This is a genomic window from Clostridium sp. AF27-2AA (genome assembly GCF_003478505.1).
In the GTDB taxonomy this organism is placed as follows: domain Bacteria; phylum Bacillota; class Clostridia; order Lachnospirales; family Lachnospiraceae; genus Brotaphodocola.
Map to the genome: position 1 here is coordinate 59,433 of NZ_QUFI01000012.1, position 20,068 is coordinate 79,500.

The window sequence follows — 20,068 nt, forward strand, 5'->3', positions numbered from 1 at the left end:
GTGTGTCAGACGACACACCCGAAACATGAATCACTGTAAATCACAGGTCAGAGTCTGACTATTTGATGATGTCAAGAATATCCTTTGCATTGTCAGGAGTAACCTTTACATAGTCAACCATATTAACCGGATCAACAGTCTCGCCGTTTAAGAACTTCACAGCCATGTCTGCTGCGGTCTTTGCCTGGCCCATGTAATCGTTGAATACGGTACCGGTCATCTTGCCCTCGGTGATATCCTGAACAGCCTCAGTCAGAGCGTCAACACCTACCAGATAGATATCCTCATTTACTTTTCTGCCTGCTGCATCGATCGCCTGCAGTGCGCCAAGTGCCATTGCATCGTTGTTACAGAAAACAACCTCGATCTTGTCGCCGAACTGGGTTAAAGCATCCTGAACGATCTGCTGGCCCTTTGCCTGATCCCAGTCACCTCTCTGAAGGAGAAGTTCTTCAACTTCCAGACCTGCATCGGTCAGTGCCTTTACAGAGAACTCAGTTCTGTACTGTGCATCTACGTTCTCCGGATCGCCCTGAACCATGATGTAGCTTACTTTGCCATCGCCGTTGATATCGCCCTTGTTAGCGGTCTCAACGATCTCTTCACCCTGATAGGTACCGGACTGTCTTGCATCTGCACCAACATAGGTTGCGCTGATGCTGTCAGAAGCCCATCTCTCTTCCTCTGCGGTATCCGGCTCACGGTTGATGTAAACAACCGGGATACCTGCATCCTTACACATATCGGTTACCTGCGGTGCGGAGGAAGCCTGTACCAGATTCAGGATCATAACGTCAACGCCGGAAGCGATGAAGTTCTGGATCTGGTTTGTCTGCTCTGCCTGATCGCCCTTACCATCCTGGATGGTGATGTTTTCTTTCTTGAAGCCAAGCTCCTCGGTTAAATATCTCTCCAGCTCGGTACGGTACAGAGTCATGAAGTTATCATCGAATTTATAAATGGAAATGCCGACTTTCTTATCGGAAAAATCGCCGCCTGCTGCCTCTTTCACTTCTGCTGCGGTGGTCTCTGCCTCTTTTGCTGCCTCAGTAGTAGCGGCCTCGGTAGCTGCTGCGGTGGTCTCTGCCGGTTTGCTTCCGCCACATGCTGTCATGGACAGGATCATGCAGGATGCCATTGCCATTGCGGTTACTTTTTTAGTTAATTTCATAATGTAAATCCTCCCTTAAATAAAATTGTCATAGTTTGTAAGTTTTTGTTTACTTTCTCCATCTGACAAGCTTATTATAATGGTGGATTGTGCATTTTTCCATAGGATTTTCTTTCCTGGATTATTGAATTTTTTCGATTATACAATTTTTTATGGATTTATTTTCTCTTTTACGACATTATTCTGCCGGCTCCAGTAATATTTTCCTTTGTCCAGCGTAATTTCGCCCGGAATTGGTTCACCCATTCCGGCTGCGGCGGCAATCGTAAAGATCGCATTCGCATAGCCGGTTTTATCCGATGACACAGTTCCCAGCATCTTTCCGCTCTGCACGGCATCCTGTCCCTGCGTAGTTCCGTCAATCCCCACAACGCTGATTTTCTTTCCTCCGGCACGGTCCAGGGCATCGATCGCTCCCAGAGCCATATCGTCGTTATTGCTGAGGACCAGCTCAATGGTATCCGGATACAGCTCCAGCCACTGCTCCATCAGGGCCGAGGCCTGGGAGCGCTCCCAGTTGGCAATGCCTCCGGTGATTTTTTCAATAGGGACACCCCGGTCCTTTAACGTCTGGACAGACCACTCTGTCCGGATCAGGGAATCCTGGTGATTGCTTTCTCCCTCCAGCAGTACATAGCTGATAACACCGTCCCCGTTTTTGTCCATGGAAGCCGGATCCTTTTCATACTGGTCCGCCACGATTTCCGCCTCCAGCACCGCGGATTCTTTGGCATCCGCACCAACATAGTAAAGCCTGTCCCAGCGGTCCATATCCTCCTCGACGGGCTGACGGTTAAAAAACACTACCGGTATATCAGCAGCCGCTGCTGCATCTATGATCCCGGAGGAGGTTGTGCGGTCCACCGGATTGACACAGAGCGTATCACAGCCCAGCGATATAAAGCGTTCCACCTGCTTATTCTGGACGTACTGATTTCCCTTGGCATCCTGAATGTCCAGTGTCACCTTGATGCCCGTCTCCTGTTCATATTCCTTTGCCCTCTTTTCCAGCTCCGACCGGATATTGCCGATAAAGGTGTCATCTGCCCGGTACAGGCTTACTCCGATGCGGATCGCATGCTTCTTCTCCGGGGCAGCGCCCGCCCGGCAGCCGGAAAGCAATATGCAGGCCAGGGCCATACAGGCCGCAGAAACTATCTTCCGGTCACATTTTTTCTTATTCCTGTGTTTTTTCATTACGAACCGCCTCCTACTCAATGGGATAAAGCATTTTCTCGAATTCCGGGCTGCGCAGGTCTTCTTTCCGGATATAATAGCTCTCCAGCACCGTTGCCTCTTCCGTTTTCTGATTGGACAAAATCTCCACGGCACGCCGGACGCTTAAGTATCCGGTACTGAAATCATCTGTCACACTAAGCCCGCTTATCACGCCGCGGTCCAGATAATTCAAAAGCGGCGTGGCAGTCCCGCGGCCGTACAAACCGCTGACATGCTCCGGATATACGCTGCTGTCGGCCAGAATCTGTGCCGTCTCAAGAAGTGTTTCCGCGTCCAGGGCAATGATCACTGCCTGGGTGGATTCCGGATAAACCAGTTCTTCCACGATCTTGCGGATGCTTCCGTCACCGTGGCGCACAAATTTCTTGATCTCACAGCCGCCTCCACGCAGAACCGATTCCACGCCATCCTGAAAATGCCGTCGGGCCGCCGATTTTCTGGAGCTGTAAAACAGATAATAAGGAATCTGGTTTCCATGCTCATTCAGAGCCTGTCTGGCAAGATTCTGTCCCATGGCATCGTAATCGGTGGAAACCACTGCTGATACCTTATCCCGCGGAAGCTCAGCATTGACAAGCACTAGCGGGATCTGTACCCGTTTATCCGCCAGGGCGGATTCCAGGGCAGATTCCTCCACAGGCATCACGATCAGTGCCCTCGCACCGTCCTGCTGCTCTCTTGCCATCCGCTCGATCTGCTGGGAAGCATCACCGCCCTCATACAGCGTGATCATGCTTACATCCGCATTCAGCTCAATGGCTGCCCGGTCCACGCCCTTCTTAAAATTCTGGTAAGACTCATCCGTCGTGTCATCCAGGATCACCGAAACCGGATAAATTTCGTTTTTCCGCTCCTTGATCAGAAGATTCGTAGAAGAAATCAGATACAGAAAGAGCAGTACGAACCCATAAATGACCCAGAGCCATGTATCCCGTTTTCTCATACCGTTTTCTCCTTTTCCTGAATTTCCCGGTAATCCACCGCCGGAAGATGGATGCGGATCGTGGTGCCCTCATCCGGCTCCGACTCAATAAACAGTCCGTATTCATTTCCGAAATACAGTCTTATCCGCTCATTCACATTTTTAACGCCGATCCCGGAGCCGCGCTTTGAGGAAACATGTGCGTGATCCGTCAGCAGATTTTCTACCTGTTCCTCCGTCATGCCAAGACCGTTATCCAGCACGGTAAACCAAAGTCCGTCTTCCTTTTGTTCTGCTTTTATTTCAATGATGCCGTCCCCGTCCTTAAATTCCATGCCATGATAGATCGCGTTTTCCACAAGCGGCTGCAGCATCAGCTTCAGACTTGCATACCCCAGAACCTCCGGCGCCGCGTCAATGGTGTAGGTGAACTTATTCTTAAAACGCATCTGCTGGATCATCAGATAGTTGCGCACATGTTCTAATTCGTCCCGCACCGGAATGATACTCTTTCCCTTGCTTAAGCTGATGCGGAAGAAACGGGCCAGGGCCGTAACCACCCGGACCGCCTCCGACTTCTGCTCGTTCTCGATCATCCACACGATGATATCCAGGGTATTGTAAAGAAAATGCGGATTGATCTGGGACTGGAGCGTGTCAAATTCGCTTTTACGCTTGGATTCATGCTCTGCCACAATATCCTGCATCAGCACCTTGATCTGGCGCGCCATGTCACCGATGGAACGCCCCAGATGCCGGATCTCATAGGATCCGCCCTGATAAACCTCCACATCCAGGTTCCCGTTCTCCAGCGCGTTGACTGATTTTTCCAGCTCCCGGATCGGGATGGTAATGCGGGAGGAAATCGATGCATTGATGATCATCAGCATAAACAGGAACAGCGCGATCAGAAATACCATAAACAATTTGGTCTTTAACGTATTCAGATAGCTTTCTTTTTCAGGTGTAACGCCCACCAGCTTCCAGCCGGTATAGCCCACCGATTTGACCGTTACATCCCGGATCTCGCCCTGATAGGACTCCCGGCAGTTGCCATCGCGGTAACCGGCAGCAGCCCGGAAATTTTCCTGCATCTGCCCCGCGTCGATCAGCTGCATCTGCGGGTGGTAGATCAGCTGTCCGCCCGGACTCACCAGATAAAGGTAGCCGTGATTTCCCATGGTGATGCTGTCCAACAGCTGCTTTAAGCTTCCATAGGTAATGTCGATCAGCAAAATTCCCTGCTCGGCCGAAACGCCCTTCGTGATCTCTACCGCACGGGTCATGGTAATGACCCAGGTATACTGGTTTTCATCACTGTCAAAAATATACTGTACATGCGGTGTTGTAAAATGCAGATTTTCCGTGCGCTCCAGCGTGTCCGTAAACCAGTCCTCCGCTGTCACATCCAGCCCGGTCTTTAAGCGTGCTGCCGGAAAGGTATCGATCAGCTCTCCCTGCTTTGAAAACAGTGCAATATTGGACACACAGTCCCGGTTATTATCGTAAAGAAGGTTCAGTTCATTGTGGATACTTTCCGTGGAAAGATCCGCATTCTTTATGACATCATAATAAAGGGAATCCGACAGCTTCATAATGGTACGCAGGTAGGAATCCACCGAATGGTTTACCTGTGCCAGCATCGTCTGGTTTTCCTCCTGGATGGCCGCCGTCATCTGTCCTACCAGACGTCCGTAGAACGAAATCCCCATCAGGATCAGGGCCGTCAGCGCACTGATGGTGAAATACAGATAGATGGTAGAACGGATGCTGACACGGCTGAAAAATTCCGTCAGTTTTTTCTTTGCCATAGCGCCTCCTCATCAGCCATTCTGAGTGCCGCGGTATTTCGTCGGAGAAATGCCGAAGCGTTTCTTGAACACGTAGCTGAAATAATTCTGCTCCTGATATCCCACCTTCTGGGCAATCACATAGGTCTTGTCGTCGGTCTCATTTAAGAGCTCCACTGCCTTTTGCAGACGCACCTCCGTCAGGTAAGCAATGTAAGTCTGGCCCGTCACCTTGCGGAACATCGTGGAAAAATAAGCAGGGCTCATATGCAGCTCCCGGCAGATCATTTCCACAGAGAGGGAGGGATCCTGATAATGGTTTTCAATGTAACGCCGCGCTTCCAGGATCACCTTCTTGGTGGTATTGTCACGTTCCCGGTTTATGCTCTCATGGATCCTGAGAGATACGTCCAGGATCCACGTTTCAAATTCCTCCGGCTTTCCAATGGCTGCCGGGATATCCAGATACTGCTTTTCCGTATCAAAAATCTCACGGGTGGTGAGATCATACTGCTGCATCAGCCGGGTCACGCAGTTAAACAGGGAAAGCATATACAGCTGCTGCTGTCTGGCATGCACCCTGGCATCATCCATGCGAGCCATCAGACTGTGTATGGTTTCCCGGATTTTTTCCTCCGGGCCGAATTTCACCGCTGTGACGAAATCATTTTCATCCGCATTGTCAAATTTTAGTTTGCCGCGGCTAACAGGCTCTACATCATTGATATAAATCGTCTGGCCCACACCGACAATACTCCGGTAGCCCAGTGCGTCCACCGCAGACTGGTACACCCTGCTGAGCTCGGAAAGCTTCTGGCAGCTGTGTCCCACCGCAATGGTTACCGTGACCTCCAGAACCCTCCGGCACTCCTTACAGATATCTCCCAGGTGATCCAGAAGGCCCGTCTGGGAATTGTTCTCATCAATGGCCACAATCAGGGTAATGCCGGCCGATGAGTTAAAGATGGTAAACCGGCAGTAATCTCTTAAATGGTCCTCCGCAATCTGCCGCACAGAAATCGGGACCAGCTCCTTTTGCAGGGCGTTCGGGCGTTCCGTAGTGTCTGCCTCAATATGGATCAGCACCGTCAGCCATTTTTGGGCATGAAGAATATCTACATTGTATTCCTGAAGCTTCTCCTCGATCATACCGGCATCGGCGGTTCCTCTCACCAGGTCGTTTAAGAAGACCGCGCGGAGGATCGGCAGGCTTTTCTGATAGCTCTCCCGCAAAAGAGCAGCATCACGCCGCTGGCTGATTTCCTCATCCAGATTCTTTTTGACCCGGGTGAGGATCTCAGAAAGCTCCTCAACGTTCACCGGCTTTAAAATATACTCCGTCACGTTCAGCTTGATAGCCTGCTGCGCATACTCAAAATCGTCGAAGCCGGAAAAAATCAGAACCTTCATGGACGGGTACTTCTGCCGGATCCTTTCTGTCAGCGTCAGGCCGTCCATAAAGGGCATGCGGATATCCGTCATGACGACCTCCGGCTCCAGCTGTTCAATCTTTTCCAATGCCTCTGCTCCGTTCTCCGCATCTCCGACCACCTCAAACCCCAGGCGATTCCAGTCAATCTTTCGTATGATGCCCTTGCGCACTTCCTCCTCGTCGTCCACAAGGATGATCCGATATAAGCTCATGGTCTGCCTTCTCCTTTGATTATTTTCCTGTTTCCTCCAGAATCTGCTCCAGGGTATGGACCAGAATCTGGTTTTCCTTCTGTCCGCTCACGCAGACACGGTAATATCCGCAGGCAAGTCCCGTAAAATTGCTGCAGTCCCGCAGCAGGATCCCCCGCTTTAAGCATGCCTCATACAAGTAGAGAGGTCCTGGCTCTTGCCCGTAAAAAAACAAAATAAAATTGATATCGGAATCGTAAACCCGAAATCCCATTCTGCGAAGCTCCCGGGTAAGGTATACCCTTCCTGCTTTTAAAAGCTCCCTTGCTTCGTTTAAATACATGCTATCCCGCAATGCCGCGCATCCTGCCTCCTGGGCAGGCACGGAAATGCTCCAGGGCTGGCGTCCGGCAGAAAGCCTGCGCAAAAGCCCGCGGTCTGCGCTGATTCCATAGCCCAGTCTCAGCCCCGCCATCGCATAGGTTTTGGTAAACGCCCTCAGAATAAACAGCTTCGGAAAATGCTCTGCTTCCGGTACAGCACTGTATGCTTCCGGGTGATCCAGAAGGTCACAGAAGCATTCATCCAGGACCATCCAGGTTCCGGTCTCCTCACAGCACTTTGCAATCTGCAGGATCTGCTCCCTGGAAATAGCATGCCCCGTCGGATTATTGGGATTGCAGAAAAAGATAAGGTCTGTATCCGGTGTGATCTGCTCACAAAGCTGCTGCACATCCGGAAGAAAACCGTTTTCCGGGCAAAGACGGCTGTAGCGGATCTCACAGTCTGACCGGGCAAGTGCCTGCTCATACTCCGCAAATCCAGGTGAAAGCAAAAGTGCCTGCCTTGGCTTTATGGTCTGCACCAGCCCATAAATAAGATCGGCCGCGCCGTTGGAGCAGAGAATCCTGTCTGCCGCAATCTGATGATAATCGGCAAGTGCTCTCGTAAGCGCTTCACACTGCGGATCCGGATAGCGTCCCCAGTCCTCCACGGTTTCTTTCAGCCTCCGTTTCACCCCTTCCGGCATGCCAAGGGGATTCAAATTGATGGAGAAATCATACCGGACCGGATTCCGGTAAATATCTCCGCCATGCCGGACCCGCTTGTCCTGCTGACAGGTGGTTATCTGCTGTTTTTTCATAGTCCCATACCTCCCGGTGCGAACATACAACAGATCAGCGCCACTGCCGCCGCACAGACTGCCAGAGTCAGAACCGAGGCCACATACATCAGGCGATTGGCTCTCGGGATATCCTCCGGTTCTATCGGGCGAAGGGCATCGCCGATGGTAGGCTTATGATACAGCTCGCCAAAATACCAGGCATCCCCCGCAAGCTGCACGCCCAGTGCCCCGGCGCAGGCAGACTCACTCTGGGCCGAATTCGGGCTTTTATGGTTTCTGCGGTCCCGCCTCCAGATTTTAAATGCGTTTTTCCCGCTCATTCCCGGGATCAGGCAGGCCGCCGCCGCAAAGGCCAGGCCGGTAAGCCTTGCCGGGATATAATTGACCAGGTCATCCAGCTTTGCCGCCGCACGGCCGAAATACAGGTATTTCTCGTTCTTATAACCAACCATGGAATCCATGGTGTTGACTGCCTTATAAAAGAAGCCGCCAACCGGACCGAAAAAGAACAGAAATAACAGCGGGGCAATGACACCGTCTGACGCATTTTCCGCTACAGTCTCCACCGCCGCCCTGGTGACGCCCTCTGCCGTCAGCCTCTCTGTATCACGCCCGACGATCATGGATACCGCATAGCGGGCGCCGTTTAAATCCTTCTCCTTCAGTTTCCGATATACCTTCATGCTCTCCGTTTTTAACGAGCGGGCCGCAAGGATCCAGCCGTCAAGCACACACATGAGGGCAAAACGGAGATAAGGATGGAGGAAGCCAGCTGCCAGCAGAAGCACTGCCGTGATCACCACCGTCATACAGGGAATGGTCACGGCCAGCGCCGCCCCGGCCAGAAGCAGATTCTGCGGGGTATCTGCCACGTTCCTTCGAAGCTGCTTTTCCATACGGGAGATCAGGCTGCCGATCCCGCAGACCGGGTGCCAGAGTCCCTGCGGATCTCCCACGATAAAGTCGATCAGAAAGCCAATACAGGCTGCTGACGCATATTCCATCCAAAGCTGTGTTAATCTCATGCTGCTTTACATTCCTTTTGTCTTTTTATTTGATCCGGGCCGCAATGCCGCACTGCACCCGGTAAACCTCTGCTGCCGCTGCCGCTAACATCTGTCCGGCATGGCCCACGGCCTCGCGGTAGTCCCGCTCTGACTTCTCCATAGGGACAATGCCGCAGCCCACCTCATCCAGCGTGATCACCGCAGGCGGGTTCACAAGAATCTGCCGTGTGAACGCTTCCGGATCTTCTCCGGCTTCCAGCGCCGCGCGGATGCGGTCCTGAAAATCGGCAAGGACCGTTCCCCCGCCACAGATCTGTGCTGCATATGCTTTCTTTCCCTGAAAGCTTCCTCCAATAACAAGAATCATAATGTGTCAACTCCTTGCTGTGTTTATCTGTTTCGCCGCAGAACATGGTGTATCTGCGGCAAATCCGCTGCTGCACTTGCGGCTGCATGCTATCTAGATCCTGCTGCACACGGCCAGCGCCGCAATCATCGCCAGCTCCGCGGTCTGCAAAAAATATCCGGCCAGATCGCCGGTGGTCCCGCCAAATTCGTGCATGGCCATGTGATGATACCAGAGAAACACTGCCGCTGCTGCCACTGTCAGGATCACTGCCGTGACGGTACCGGATACCAGAAATACAAACGCAATTCCCGCCAGAAGCCAGACTGCCAGCACTGCTTTGACTGCCGGTGCTCCGTTTCCGGTTCCTTTGGCAAACGTGGCTGCCAGTCCATCCTTTCTTGCCTTTGGGAAACAGAGAACCGAAAGACCGCTCAGGGCCCGTGTCATCACATAGATTCCGCCAATGGCCGGAAAGGCCTCCAGACGCAGCTCTGAAAAGGCTGCCGCGTACAGCAGCAGATAGACACCGCACCCGGCAATGGCAAAGGCTCCGGCGTGAGGGTCCTTTAAGATTTCCAGCTTTCGTTCCCGGCTCTGGAAGGAGCTTCTGGCATCCGTCACATCCAGAAATCCGTCCATGTGAATGCCTCCGGTGATGAGCAGCGGGACAGCCGTTCCCAGAAGGGAAAAAGCCAGAATACCAAGCCCGGCCTGCACGGACAGCCAGCAAAAGGCGCAGACACACGCGCCGATCACCACACCGATCAGCGGGAAAAAGCAGAAGGCGTACTTCATACCGCACTCACTCCACTCCACAAAGGGCATAGGGATGCGGGAATACATGGAAAACGCGATCACAAAGCTTTCCAGAATTGAAGGCAGGGTTTTCTCATTGCTGCTCATTCGCATCTTCTCCTTTCCGGCGGATGGGAATTCCATACACAACTTCTGTTACGGCATCCGCCTCCTCTGCCATCCGGATATTAAGGTTTCCGAGAAGTCTTATGTAGCGGACGGTCTCTGCGTCATAACGGCATCCGTCTGAAAAAATCTCGTTCGTCACGATGATCAGATCATCGGTCTGTTCCTTTAAATTCTGAATGCCCTGTTGGATCCGGTCCAGGATTTCCTCATCTGTTCCGCCAAGCTCAAACTGCTCATTGGCTAACAGGTTGGACATGCACTCCAGCATCAGGCTTCCCTTTTCCGGCAGGCGTAAATCATCCAGTGTGTGGAAGGCTTCGATGGTCTGAAAACCCTTTCCCTCCCGCATGGCACGATGCTTTTTTACCCGTGCCGCTCCTTCCGCGCCCCAGGGACGCATGGTGGCGATATAATATTTTTCTGCGCTCTTTGCAAGTACAAGCAGATCTTCCGCGTAGGCGGATTTTCCGCTGGCGGAAGCGCCGGTCACAAGATGCATCATGTTGTTTCCTCTCTCTCAGGACCAGATAAAAAGCTCAGGATCAGATCAGGTCCGGATAAATAATAAAGATGCGGAAAGCCCGCTAGCAGACTGTCCGTCCGGTACATACAGTCCCAGCCGCGGTCCGACTGCGGTTTTTCTGCCCGAAACGCTGATCCCGGTGCGGTGCTCTCCCAGTAGTGGAATTCATGCCCTTTGATCCGCACTGCGCCATTCTGCGTCAGAGAAATATATCCGAAACGGCCAAGTTTTTCTGTGCGGAACCCGTCTGCGTGGATCAGTCCGACCATAGGCCAGCAGTTTCCCATTTCATCCTCCAGGTGCTCCTGAAGATACAGAAACCCGCCGCACTCCGCCAGAATTTTGATGCCCTCTGCATGGGCGTTTCGAATGGACGCAAGCATCGGCTCATTGGCAGACAGCTCCTTTGCGTAGAGCTCCGGGTATCCGCCGCCCAGTAAGATGGCATGAACCTGCTCCGGCAATGCCGCATCGTGGAGCGGGGAAAATGGGATCAGCTCCCATCCGTGCTGTCTTAAAAAGTCCAGATTTTCCTGATAGTAGAAGCAGAAGGCCTTATCCATGGCCACCGCCATGCGGCGGGTAGGAGGTTCACTCTCCGAGTCTATGGGGCGGATCTCATCCTGTTTTGTTTCTTCCTGGTTCAAATCTGTCTGGTTGGATTGCTCGGTTTTTCCGGCTTCCGGCAGTTTCTCTCCGGAGCATCCCGCCAGCTCCAGAATCCCATCAACATCCAGATACTCCTCCAGCTGTTTCGCAAAGGCATTCAGATGCCCGCGCAGCTCACTCTGCTCCTGCGGCATCGTGAGTCCCAGATGGCGGCTCTTAATGTCCATGGTCTCACAGACCGGCACCGCGCCAAGATAACGCACGCCCAGCTTTTCAATTTCCGGACGCAGGCGCTCACCCACCATCTTGTTCGTTTTATTTAAGATCACGCCGCAGATATGGCTGTCCTTCCGGTAGTCCAGAAATCCTTTGATCTGCGCCGCCAGAGAAAGGCTGCTGCCTTTTCCATTCACCACAAGAATGGCCGGAGTATCGGTTATTGTTGCCACCTCATAGGTGCTGGCAGAAGTGGAATTGCCGCCAATCCCGTCATAATAGCCCATCACGCCTTCCAGAACGGAAAGCTCCGCGTCTGCCGCCCGTTTTCGAAACAGCGCCTGCAGCTCCTCTTTCGAAAGAAAGAAGCTGTCCAGGTTGCAGCTGTCGATACCCAGAATGTATTTGTGAAACATCGGGTCGATGTAGTCCGGGCCGCATTTGAAAGAACGACAGCGGATGCCGCGGTTCTGAAACAGGGTCAGTAGGCCGGTGGTAAGAAGAGTCTTGCCGCTGCCGCTTCCCGGAGCTGCCAGCAGGATACGGGGGAAATCTGCATCTTTCTGCGCGCGTCCGTTCTGTCCGGGCGCTACCGGCACATTCTGTGATTGCTGTGTCTGTTGCCCCTGTGCCGCAAGGATATAGATCGGATTCTGCGCCTGCATCATGTGGTACGGGCCTCGCTTTGCCGCGCGGGATACCTGCATACAGACCACCTCCGGCTCCCATCCTTTTTTCCGAAACCATTCCATAGCCTGGGACAGGCTTTCCAGCGCAATCACATTGATCACAAGCTGAACTGCAGGGTTTAACTCCGTCACAAGATCCAGGATTTCCTCCATATTACCGCTGCTTCCGCCGAGAAATACCCGGTCCGGCGCCGGATAGCCATATAACGACTCCGGTGCTTTTCCGGGAACTACTGTCAGATTTTTCACACCGGCCTTCTCTGCGTTCGCCCGGATCAGCGCGCAGCCTTCTTCCTTCTGTTCAAAGGCATACACATGGCCCTCCGGCACCTTAAGTGCCGCCTCCACCGAAACAGAACCGGTCCCGGCGCCAATATCATACACAATGTTGTCCCGGCACAGTTCCAGCTTGGAAACGGAAACCGCCCGCACCTCACTTTTTGTCATGGGGATTTCTCCCCGGATAAACCATTCATCTCTCATCTTTTTCCCGCTCCAGAAATACAGCCGTCAGACTGTTCGTCTCGATATCCGTCATTTCTTCTGCTGTTCCGTAAATTTTATGTTCGTCCTCATATCCCATACGGACACCCGCGTAAATTCTGGTATTTCCCATGTCAGCATCCTTCAGGATCTGGCAGATCTGTCTCAAATTCATACTGCTGTCCAACAGCAGAAATACTTTTTCATGCTCCTTAAGGAGCGCCGCCGCATCGCAGTCCCTCCCGTGGGCACTGGCGAGACAGGCATCGTCCCAGGATATCCCAAAGCGTGCCGCAAGGGCCGATACAGAAGAAATGCCCGGAAAAACCGTTACCTCATAAGGACTGGATTCCACTTCACCAAAACGTGCTTTCAGTTCCCGCATCATACTGCCGCTTCCGCTGTAGAATCCGGTATCACCGGAGCAAACCACCACGGCCTGCTGACAGGTTTTATGTTCTTCCAGCCAGTCCAGAATCTTTTCTGGCTGATAATAGGTTTCCTGATGTTTTTCGTGAAGCCACGGTGCCAGGTCTGCGAGCATCCGGGACGCGCCAAAGACAATATCACTGCGCTCCAGCACTTCCAGAGCTTCCAGGGTAAGCTGCCTTCCGCCGCCCATGCCCATGCCAATCATGCTGAGAAAACGTTTGCCCGTGCCATCTGTCACGCTGTTTTCCGGCGGCCTGGCCGTCCGGTACGCATCCATCTGCCTCTTCGCCTCTTCCAGTGAGATTCCTTCCTCGTGGACTGGACGCCGGATCACGACCACGGATACGCCGCACTGCTTTGCAGCCTCCATTTTCTCCGCAAAGCCGCCGCGCTTTCCGGCTTCCTTTGTGACAAGCCACCCGGCCTGCACGGTACGCAGAAGCGCACAATTCAGTTCCACCGAAAACGGTCCCTGCATGGCAATGATGTGGGCGCCGTGAAGGCCAAGATCCTCACATTTTTTAAGGACCTGACTGTCCGGAAGGACCCGCGCAAAGATGCGTTCCCGCAAAACCGGATCCCCGGCAAATGCTTCCAGTTCCTTGCTCCCGGTGGTAAGGAGAACCGGGCGGCCATCCTGTTTCAGACACGCAGCCGCCTCACTTACAGAATCCACCACAAATACAGGCGCAAAATCCTGTCTGTCTTCCTGCATCCCTGAGTCCTGCCCTGTGGCTTTCCCTGTCTCTGATCCCCTTAAAATCCGCTGATAAGGAATTGCAAGCTCCCGGCACAGCGCTGCCACCTGTTCCGTCACCACTCTCGCATAGGGATGGGTGGCATCCAGCACAAGCTTTGGAGCTGCTTCCCGCAAAAACTGCCGCATGGCAGCTTCATCCAGCGCTCCGGTATGTACCTGAACCAGATCACTTTCTCTCAGCAGACTTTCCCCGTAGCCGGATACCACGCTGACCAGAACCGGAATGTGATGCGCTTCCGCATACTCTGCCAGCTCCCGTCCTTCGGATGTCCCTCCAAATATCACAACAGATGCATGTCTCTGCATGGTCATTCTCCTCCTGTTTTTTCTGCCACAGCTACCGTCACGCCGTTGTGCACCTGTTTTTTCACGATCAGGCGTCCGCCTGTTCCCGCACAGCAAAGAGCCGACCGCTCACAGACATTTCCGACTCCGGTCACCTGACGCACAAACCCGGACTCCGAAAAGTCTCCCTGCACAGCCGCCAGTTCTTCACTGCTGTATGTAGAAAAAGGAATGCCAAGGCCAGCTGCTGTTTCCAACAGTCCGGCCTCGTCCTTCTTTAAATCAATGCTTGCTGCCCCGGACACTCCGCATATGTCCAGATGATGCTCTTCGAGAGTTTCCCGCACTGCTGTTTCTATGACATCCCCTGGCGTACCCCTGCGGCAGCCAATACCTAGCACGAGATTCTTTGGAACCAGACGCAGAAATTCTGCCTTCTGACATGGCAGTTCTGATGTCGGCTGTTGATGAGCTACCGTTTGTTCCTTCAGCAAGTCATACATGCCCGGCGCCTCCTGCCTGCGGCAGGTTACCCAGACATTCAGCCGGTGCACCACGTCTGCCTCATACCCGGTTCCCTCCGGCTGCGAAATCGGGTAATCACTGAAATATCCGACCGTTTCTCCATCCAGAAGCGCCGCCGCAATCTCCTTTGCCAGCTTCCGGTCTGTCAGCACAAGGCCGTGATCCACTGCCCAGACATCAATCGCAGTGCGCCCCTGCACGTCGGAGGCTGTCGTCACAACCGGTACTGCATCCAGGATTTCCGCGATCCATTCCGTCAGACGGTTTGCGCCGCCCACATGACCGGAAAGAAGGGAAATAGCAAACTGTCCAGCCTCATCCACCACAATCACAGCCGGATCCGTAAGCTTATCTTTCAAGTATGGAGCAATCAGACGCACTGCGATACCGGCTGCCCCGATAAAGATCAGTCCGTCACATGCGGCAAACTGCTGCCCGGTCCACTCTGAGAGTGTCCCGGATACGGGCTGTAACATCGAACCTGCATTGCCTGTTTTTCTTCCGCTATAGCCTGGGCAGTCTGCTCCCGCCGCACTCAGCGCCTTTGACAGCTTTTCGCAGATACTTTCGCCTGTCCTGGTAAAGCTGATCACTGCAAGTTTCATAAAGAGTCCTTTCCCCGGCCGGATGTCTCCAGCCAGGCATCAAATGCTTTCTGCCAGTTTTCTGTCGCTCCGAGCAGCTGATGTGCAGTGGAAAAGGTAACTGCTTCCACTGCGATCTGCCCTCCGCTCCAGCTTTCCATCCAGTGCTTAACACAGAGAGCAGTTCGGTCAAGAAGCGGCTTTGCAAGATCCTGTTCTTTTAACAGCGCCAGCGCGTCATCTGTGGTATTGCAGACACGGATCTGTTCCTGCAGCTTGGGATGCCCCAGTTCTTTTGTCAGCACCGCCATCTGTTCCATGCGGCCGTCTCCATACCTGGAATGGGTATTTTCCACACCGGCAGACACCTTGATCAGCTTACCGATGTGTCCCACAAACAGCAGCTTCCGAAAGCCCTCCATCTCTGCCATCAGCACCGCTTCCTTCACAAAGTTGCTGCAAAGAACGGCGCTTCCCATCGGAACGCCCAGCTCCTTCTTTAAAAATTCTTCGCCATAGTTTCCGGGCGCCATCAGAAGCTCCTTTGCCCCGTTCACTGCTTTCATGTGAATTTCCAGACGAATGGTTTCCAGCAGCGCCTCCTCACTCATAGGCTTTACAATTCCGGTAGTGCCAAGAACCGAGATACCGCCCTGAATCCCCAGCTTGGGATTGAAGGTCTGGAGTGCCAGCTGCTCCCCTTCCGGGATCCAGATGGTAACGATCAGATATTCCTCAAAAGCGGCTGTTTGCACAACATCCGCCACCGCCCCCAGGATCATGCTGCGCGGTACCGGATTGACGGCATAATGTCCCACCGGACAGCTAAGCCCCGGCTTTGTCACCATGCCGATGCCCTGGCCGCCGTTTAAATAGAGCTGCGGATATTCCTCCAGATAATATCCGGCACCCGTCCGGCATAAGGTTTCGAACTCGCTTTTATCCGCCTGGCGTACTCTGGCAAATACCTTAGTTCCATTCGTCACATCCGGATCATCCCCGGAATCCTTCTGCACAAAATAGCAGAACGCCGGAGACTCCGTTTCCTGCTCCGGCTCATACCGCGTTACCTGGATCCGGCAGACAGTTCCACCCGGAAGGGTAAGTTCCGAATAGTCCGAATCCGCTTTTCCACATAACAAAAAAGCGGCCGCCGCCTTCGCCGCAGCCGCCGCACAGGTCCCGGTTGTATATCCATTCCTCAGTCTTTTCTCTGCCACTTGTTTTCTCCGTCTCAGCATACGCTTTTTTGTACACTGTAATCGGTTTTTATTATACTTGCTTTTGGGTGGTTTGACAAGCATCAGACCGGGGCGTTTCTCTGAGTTTCCTTTTGCATCTGCTTCTTCCTTTTTGTGATGAGACCGCCGATCCTGCCGCTTTCCTTGGAGGTCAGGCAGCGCCAGCCATCCTTCAGGACCCGGTCTCCCAGGCCAAGCTCCTCCGCAATCTCAAATTTCAGCTGTTCCTCCGGGGTCATATGTTCCGGATCAAAGGGCTTCTTCTCTTTTTTCTTAGACATAACGGGCACACTCCTTTTCTCTGGAAGTGTGCCCGTTTCGCTGCGCTTTATTCATAAATTTTCATCCGAGTTCAGCGGCATAATGACCGCTGCAATAATATAGGCAATCAAGCCTGTTCCGGAGCAGGCGATCAATACCCATATCAGACGCACAATGGTCGGATCCACACCAAAATATTCTCCAAGACCTCCGCAAACGCCGCATATTACTCTGTTTGTACTGGAACGATACAGTTTTTTATTCATATCCATCTTTCATTCCTCCAAGCATATTCACACCTAATACTCTATATAATCATCCAGATGCTCCTCGATCTCGTCTGCATGATGGTAATACTCTCTCAAATAGCTTTTCGCATTCCTGGCTCCGCCTTTCATAAGACCGGCTGTAATGATTCCCGTGCCGAAAAGGCAGAACAGGATGCCCACCACTAAAAACCACTTAACGCAATTTTTCATAAGCTTTCTTTCCTCCCCGAAGCAGTCCCTTCAGAATGTTTACAATCGTCCGAATGCACCATGGCACAAATTTTCCGTATGTAAGAATCGATAACGCAATTCCGATCAGCACACAGCCAAACGTGAATACTGCAAATCCGACAACGGTAATGCCGCCCCATAAGTCGGAGACCAGGATAGCTGCACCCATTACCGTCAGAATCACAGTGCCAAAGCAGGCCGCTATGGTCAGGAAGCCGATTCCAAGCACTGCTATGGCAATAAGAGCAAGCAGCGTGGAGATTGCGGCAATGGCTCCGCTTCCCATGCCGAGGATAACCGGAAACAAAACTAAGACCAGAAGCAGCGGAAGAAGAATTCTCCGGCGTGTTCCTTCTTTTTTTCGTGACCGTCCATGTTCATACTCTGTCCGTTCCCGTCCCGCTGTCTGTGCATGACCGTCATCGTTTCTTTGTCTGTTTTCCTCCAACACATCCGGAAGATCTTTCCGTTTTACCACCTGGTACCCAGGCTCCCGGAAACGCTCATCCTCAAACCCATTCTCGGTAAAAATGCCGCCGTCTTCCAGATCCATTTTTAAATTGCTCCGGATGATGGAGGCGATCCGTTCCGGGCTTCCGAATTCCCGCAGTACTTCCTGCTCCCGCTCCGGTCCGGCCTCATCGAGATAATCACGGTAAAAGGCTATTCCGTCTTCCCGGTCTTCTTGCGAAAGATCCTGCAGCAGATATTCCAGCTTTTCCATAAACTCCGCTCTACTCATGTCTTATGTCCTCCTCAAGTATTCTGGATATCTTCTGTGCGTAAGTATTCCATTCTCCGCGATAAAGATTCAGCTGAAGCCTTCCGCTCTCCGTGATCCGGTAGTACCGGCGGTTTCTTCCGTCGATCGCCAGATCATAGCTTTCGAGACATCCGTCCTTTAAGAGACGCCGCAGCACCGGATAAAGGGTAGACTCGGAAATGTCCAGCACCTCACGCACCTCCTGGGTGATGCGGTAGCCGTAGGTTCCATTCTGATCCCTGGAGACAACGGACAGCACAATGGCATCCAGAAGTGCCGCGCCCGTATTAAAAACCATATGATCCCGCCTTTCCTTATGCTGTAATATTGTTTAACTTCATATATTATACAATGTATAATATTGCTGATGGATATACTATATGTCATATAATATAATTTGTCAAGTGGTTATTTTATAAAGAAAAGCAGGTACGGTCTGGTTTTGCCCGGCCGTACCTGCTTCGTATGAACATATTATTTTTTAAGCAGCAACTTCCATCATCATAATTCCCGTTCCAACTCTGCAAAAAACATTTCGTAAAAATCATCTTCGCCCTTTAAGAGCGGCGAATTCTCCCCGCCGCCATTGGTGCTTCGCTTGATTTCCGCGTAAAAGCTTTCTCCGGCACAGGCCAGGTCCATCTCGTAAACCGGGTATCCCAGTTTACGGCAGAGATTGCAGAATGCAGAGAGCGGATTGGCTTCTGTTCTGGTCTGCAGGATCCGGCGTTTCAGTTCCGCATCTTTTCCGGCTTTCCGCTTCAGTTCATCGAGGGTTTCCGCAATGTTCATAGGCCATATATCCTTCCTTTTTGTTCGTCCTTGTCTGGAGGAGATATCAGCCCTCCACAAAGGTCAGAATGGCTTCCGGAGTTTTGCGCTTCGGCTTTTCCGGGTCAATGTCACGGTAGCCGACAGCGATCACAGCTACTACCTGCTCTGTCTCCGGAATCTGAAGCATCTCATGGATCTTCTCTGCGTTACGGATTCCCATGATCAGGGTGTCCAGACCAAGCTCTTTTGCCTTTAAGATCAGGTTCTCATTCTGCAGGCCCAGGTCGTAATAGCCCCAGCCGTTTCCGCATTCATTATCCGGCGCTCCGGTCTCTCGGTTATAGCCTGCCCGGTTTTTGACAAATGTAGTCACAAGATAAGAAGCACCTTTGGAACTATCCCGGTTAAACTGCGGCAGGCAGCTTTCAGAAAATTCCTCACACTTTGCTTCCTCTAAAATAGCGTAATAACGTGCAGTCTGGCTGTTTTTCCAGGAGGGTGCCTGAATCGCAGCCTGTACCATAGCGGTGATCTGCTCCTTCGCTGCACGTCTGCTGCTGTCATATTTACGGATGCTTCTGCGTTCTTCGATCAGTTTTTCAAATTCCATTGTCATATCCTCCTGCTCATTTTTTTACATCATAACACATTTAGAGCAATTCTTGTAGAAAAAACGTTTTTTCGATCAATGCAGAATCCGAAAATGTCCAATAAGCGGAAGTTCTTTTGCTTTCCCTGTCACGGCATTTGCCACTCCCATGCAAAACAGCACCAGATTCAGCAGATAGCCTACTCCGGACAGTGAAAGCAGGAAGCGAAACTGCCACCAGTACCGGTCAAATACCAGATTCAGCATTGCAGATATAAACTGCCATCCCATCGACACAAGCAGTAACATAAGTCCCTGGTTTGCATGAAATCTGGCGTACTTTGAGTCCTTCGCGCACAGGATTGGCAGCAGCACCAGGAGCGAGAAATACGAAAGCACGGCCATGAGCTTGTTTTGTTCTACATCGCTCTCCTGAAATTCTCTGCTCAGATCCCGCATCTGACCTGCCTGATCCCAGGAAAACGTACCGGAACTGCCGCCTCCTGACTGCGAAATGGAAGTGCCCGAGCCTCCCCGCTCTCCGACCGGTGCGCGCACCTGGGGCAGAACCTCGCCCTCTCATTCAGTTTCTTTCCGCATTTTGAGCAAAATACCATACTCCTTCTCCTTTCTGTGGATTTCTCTATGGCAATCGTTATAGACTCTGCGCCCGCGGAAATGCC

At 52.4% G+C, this 20,068-nt stretch carries 22 protein-coding genes; all 22 read right to left on the minus strand.

Features of this window, described 5'->3' with window-relative positions; genetic code table 11:
- Positions 1–58 precede the first annotated feature (58 nt).
- The 22 genes from DWY84_RS08640 to DWY84_RS08745 all read right to left on the minus strand — a co-directional run bounded on the left by DWY84_RS08640 (position 59) and on the right by DWY84_RS08745 (position 19,844).
- The gene (locus DWY84_RS08640; protein ID WP_118532386.1) at positions 59–1,171 is read right to left on the minus strand and encodes a galactose ABC transporter substrate-binding protein; all 1,113 of its coding nucleotides are present in this window, start codon (positions 1,169–1,171) and stop codon (positions 59–61) included.
- A gap of 150 nt (positions 1,172–1,321) precedes the next feature.
- Positions 1,322–2,368 carry a galactose ABC transporter substrate-binding protein gene (locus DWY84_RS08645; protein WP_118532388.1) on the minus strand — a complete coding sequence of 349 codons (1,047 nt, stop codon included), beginning with the start codon at positions 2,366–2,368 and terminating at the stop codon, positions 1,322–1,324.
- A gap of 13 nt (positions 2,369–2,381) precedes the next feature.
- The gene (locus DWY84_RS08650) at positions 2,382–3,353 is read right to left on the minus strand and encodes a substrate-binding domain-containing protein (RefSeq protein ID WP_118532390.1); all 972 of its coding nucleotides are present in this window, start codon (positions 3,351–3,353) and stop codon (positions 2,382–2,384) included.
- Positions 3,350–5,143 carry a sensor histidine kinase gene (locus DWY84_RS08655; RefSeq protein WP_118532392.1) on the minus strand — a complete coding sequence of 598 codons (1,794 nt, stop codon included), beginning with the start codon at positions 5,141–5,143 and terminating at the stop codon, positions 3,350–3,352. The genes DWY84_RS08650 and DWY84_RS08655 overlap by 4 nt, the downstream gene beginning before the upstream one ends.
- 12 nt (positions 5,144–5,155) lie before the next feature.
- Positions 5,156–6,766, minus strand: a complete 1,611-nt coding sequence (locus DWY84_RS08660) for a response regulator (protein WP_118532394.1) — start codon at positions 6,764–6,766, stop codon at positions 5,156–5,158.
- 19 nt (positions 6,767–6,785) lie between these two features.
- Positions 6,786–7,889: a threonine-phosphate decarboxylase CobD gene (gene cobD, locus DWY84_RS08665; protein ID WP_118532396.1), complete on the minus strand. Its 1,104-nt coding sequence runs from the start codon at positions 7,887–7,889 to the stop codon at positions 6,786–6,788.
- Positions 7,886–8,896: an adenosylcobinamide-phosphate synthase CbiB gene (gene cbiB / locus DWY84_RS08670; RefSeq protein WP_243024802.1), complete on the minus strand. Its 1,011-nt coding sequence runs from the start codon at positions 8,894–8,896 to the stop codon at positions 7,886–7,888. The genes cobD and cbiB overlap by 4 nt, the downstream gene beginning before the upstream one ends.
- A 25-nt stretch (positions 8,897–8,921) precedes the next feature.
- Positions 8,922–9,245, minus strand: coding sequence for a bifunctional adenosylcobinamide kinase/adenosylcobinamide-phosphate guanylyltransferase (locus DWY84_RS08675; RefSeq protein ID WP_118532398.1), 324 nt, complete (start codon positions 9,243–9,245; stop codon positions 8,922–8,924).
- 93 nt (positions 9,246–9,338) lie between these two features.
- Positions 9,339–10,130, minus strand: a complete 792-nt coding sequence (locus DWY84_RS08680) for an adenosylcobinamide-GDP ribazoletransferase (protein ID WP_118532400.1) — start codon at positions 10,128–10,130, stop codon at positions 9,339–9,341.
- On the minus strand, positions 10,117–10,653 hold the full coding sequence (locus tag DWY84_RS08685) for a bifunctional adenosylcobinamide kinase/adenosylcobinamide-phosphate guanylyltransferase (protein WP_118532402.1): 537 nt from the start codon (positions 10,651–10,653) through the stop codon (positions 10,117–10,119). Before DWY84_RS08685 ends, DWY84_RS08680 begins: the two co-directional genes overlap by 14 nt.
- Positions 10,650–12,671, minus strand: coding sequence for a cobyrinate a,c-diamide synthase (locus DWY84_RS08690; RefSeq protein WP_243024803.1), 2,022 nt, complete (start codon positions 12,669–12,671; stop codon positions 10,650–10,652). Before DWY84_RS08690 ends, DWY84_RS08685 begins: the two co-directional genes overlap by 4 nt.
- Entirely contained in the window at positions 12,661–14,169 is a 1,509-nt protein-coding gene (gene cobK / locus DWY84_RS08695) for a precorrin-6A reductase (protein ID WP_182434935.1), read from the minus strand. The genes DWY84_RS08690 and cobK overlap by 11 nt, the downstream gene beginning before the upstream one ends.
- A gap of 2 nt (positions 14,170–14,171) precedes the next feature.
- The gene (locus tag DWY84_RS08700) at positions 14,172–15,278 is read right to left on the minus strand and encodes a cobalt-precorrin 5A hydrolase (RefSeq protein WP_118532406.1); all 1,107 of its coding nucleotides are present in this window, start codon (positions 15,276–15,278) and stop codon (positions 14,172–14,174) included.
- Positions 15,275–16,477 carry a cobalt-precorrin-5B (C(1))-methyltransferase CbiD gene (cbiD, locus tag DWY84_RS08705; RefSeq protein ID WP_118532408.1) on the minus strand — a complete coding sequence of 401 codons (1,203 nt, stop codon included), beginning with the start codon at positions 16,475–16,477 and terminating at the stop codon, positions 15,275–15,277. The genes DWY84_RS08700 and cbiD overlap by 4 nt, the downstream gene beginning before the upstream one ends.
- 83 nt (positions 16,478–16,560) lie before the next feature.
- Entirely contained in the window at positions 16,561–16,779 is a 219-nt protein-coding gene (locus DWY84_RS08710; protein ID WP_118532410.1) for a small, acid-soluble spore protein, alpha/beta type, read from the minus strand.
- Positions 16,780–16,830: 51 nt separating this feature from the next.
- Positions 16,831–17,025, minus strand: coding sequence for a PspC domain-containing protein (locus DWY84_RS08715; RefSeq protein WP_118532472.1), 195 nt, complete (start codon positions 17,023–17,025; stop codon positions 16,831–16,833).
- A 33-nt stretch (positions 17,026–17,058) separates the two neighbouring features.
- On the minus strand, positions 17,059–17,238 hold the full coding sequence (locus DWY84_RS08720) for a hypothetical protein (RefSeq protein ID WP_118532412.1): 180 nt from the start codon (positions 17,236–17,238) through the stop codon (positions 17,059–17,061).
- Positions 17,222–18,001, minus strand: a complete 780-nt coding sequence (locus tag DWY84_RS08725; protein ID WP_118532414.1) for a hypothetical protein — start codon at positions 17,999–18,001, stop codon at positions 17,222–17,224. Before DWY84_RS08725 ends, DWY84_RS08720 begins: the two co-directional genes overlap by 17 nt.
- Positions 17,994–18,320, minus strand: a complete 327-nt coding sequence (locus DWY84_RS08730; protein WP_118532416.1) for a PadR family transcriptional regulator — start codon at positions 18,318–18,320, stop codon at positions 17,994–17,996. The genes DWY84_RS08725 and DWY84_RS08730 overlap by 8 nt, the downstream gene beginning before the upstream one ends.
- A gap of 203 nt (positions 18,321–18,523) precedes the next feature.
- Positions 18,524–18,814, minus strand: coding sequence for a hypothetical protein (locus DWY84_RS08735; protein WP_118532418.1), 291 nt, complete (start codon positions 18,812–18,814; stop codon positions 18,524–18,526).
- A gap of 46 nt (positions 18,815–18,860) precedes the next feature.
- Entirely contained in the window at positions 18,861–19,406 is a 546-nt protein-coding gene (locus tag DWY84_RS08740; RefSeq protein WP_118532420.1) for a nitroreductase family protein, read from the minus strand.
- Positions 19,407–19,481: 75 nt separating this feature from the next.
- Complete coding sequence (locus DWY84_RS08745) at positions 19,482–19,844, minus strand: zinc ribbon domain-containing protein (RefSeq protein ID WP_118532422.1); 363 nt, start codon at positions 19,842–19,844, stop codon at positions 19,482–19,484.
- Positions 19,845–20,068: the final 224 nt, after the last annotated feature.

Coding starts and splice junctions, on each gene's coding strand:
- cobD (WP_118532396.1), bottom strand. CDS start 7,889: ATGAAAAAACAGCAGATAACCACCTGTCAGCAGGACAAGCGGGTCCGG.
- DWY84_RS08740 (WP_118532420.1), bottom strand. CDS start 19,406: ATGGAATTTGAAAAACTGATCGAAGAACGCAGAAGCATCCGTAAATAT.
- DWY84_RS08650 (WP_118532390.1), bottom strand. CDS start 3,353: ATGAGAAAACGGGATACATGGCTCTGGGTCATTTATGGGTTCGTACTG.
- DWY84_RS08745 (WP_118532422.1), bottom strand. CDS start 19,844: ATGCGGGATCTGAGCAGAGAATTTCAGGAGAGCGATGTAGAACAAAAC.
- DWY84_RS08660 (WP_118532394.1), bottom strand. CDS start 6,766: ATGAGCTTATATCGGATCATCCTTGTGGACGACGAGGAGGAAGTGCGC.
- DWY84_RS08645 (WP_118532388.1), bottom strand. CDS start 2,368: ATGAAAAAACACAGGAATAAGAAAAAATGTGACCGGAAGATAGTTTCT.
- DWY84_RS08725 (WP_118532414.1), bottom strand. CDS start 18,001: ATGAGTAGAGCGGAGTTTATGGAAAAGCTGGAATATCTGCTGCAGGAT.
- DWY84_RS08710 (WP_118532410.1), bottom strand. CDS start 16,779: ATGTCTAAGAAAAAAGAGAAGAAGCCCTTTGATCCGGAACATATGACC.
- DWY84_RS08690 (WP_243024803.1), bottom strand. CDS start 12,671: ATGAGAGATGAATGGTTTATCCGGGGAGAAATCCCCATGACAAAAAGT.
- DWY84_RS08640 (WP_118532386.1), bottom strand. CDS start 1,171: ATGAAATTAACTAAAAAAGTAACCGCAATGGCAATGGCATCCTGCATG.
- DWY84_RS08655 (WP_118532392.1), bottom strand. CDS start 5,143: ATGGCAAAGAAAAAACTGACGGAATTTTTCAGCCGTGTCAGCATCCGT.
- DWY84_RS08680 (WP_118532400.1), bottom strand. CDS start 10,130: ATGAGCAGCAATGAGAAAACCCTGCCTTCAATTCTGGAAAGCTTTGTG.
- DWY84_RS08685 (WP_118532402.1), bottom strand. CDS start 10,653: ATGATGCATCTTGTGACCGGCGCTTCCGCCAGCGGAAAATCCGCCTAC.
- DWY84_RS08730 (WP_118532416.1), bottom strand. CDS start 18,320: ATGGTTTTTAATACGGGCGCGGCACTTCTGGATGCCATTGTGCTGTCC.
- DWY84_RS08715 (WP_118532472.1), bottom strand. CDS start 17,025: ATGAATAAAAAACTGTATCGTTCCAGTACAAACAGAGTAATATGCGGC.
- cbiB (WP_243024802.1), bottom strand. CDS start 8,896: ATGAGATTAACACAGCTTTGGATGGAATATGCGTCAGCAGCCTGTATT.
- DWY84_RS08735 (WP_118532418.1), bottom strand. CDS start 18,814: ATGAACATTGCGGAAACCCTCGATGAACTGAAGCGGAAAGCCGGAAAA.
- DWY84_RS08720 (WP_118532412.1), bottom strand. CDS start 17,238: ATGAAAAATTGCGTTAAGTGGTTTTTAGTGGTGGGCATCCTGTTCTGC.
- cobK (WP_182434935.1), bottom strand. CDS start 14,169: ATGCAGAGACATGCATCTGTTGTGATATTTGGAGGGACATCCGAAGGA.
- DWY84_RS08700 (WP_118532406.1), bottom strand. CDS start 15,278: ATGAAACTTGCAGTGATCAGCTTTACCAGGACAGGCGAAAGTATCTGC.
- DWY84_RS08675 (WP_118532398.1), bottom strand. CDS start 9,245: ATGATTCTTGTTATTGGAGGAAGCTTTCAGGGAAAGAAAGCATATGCA.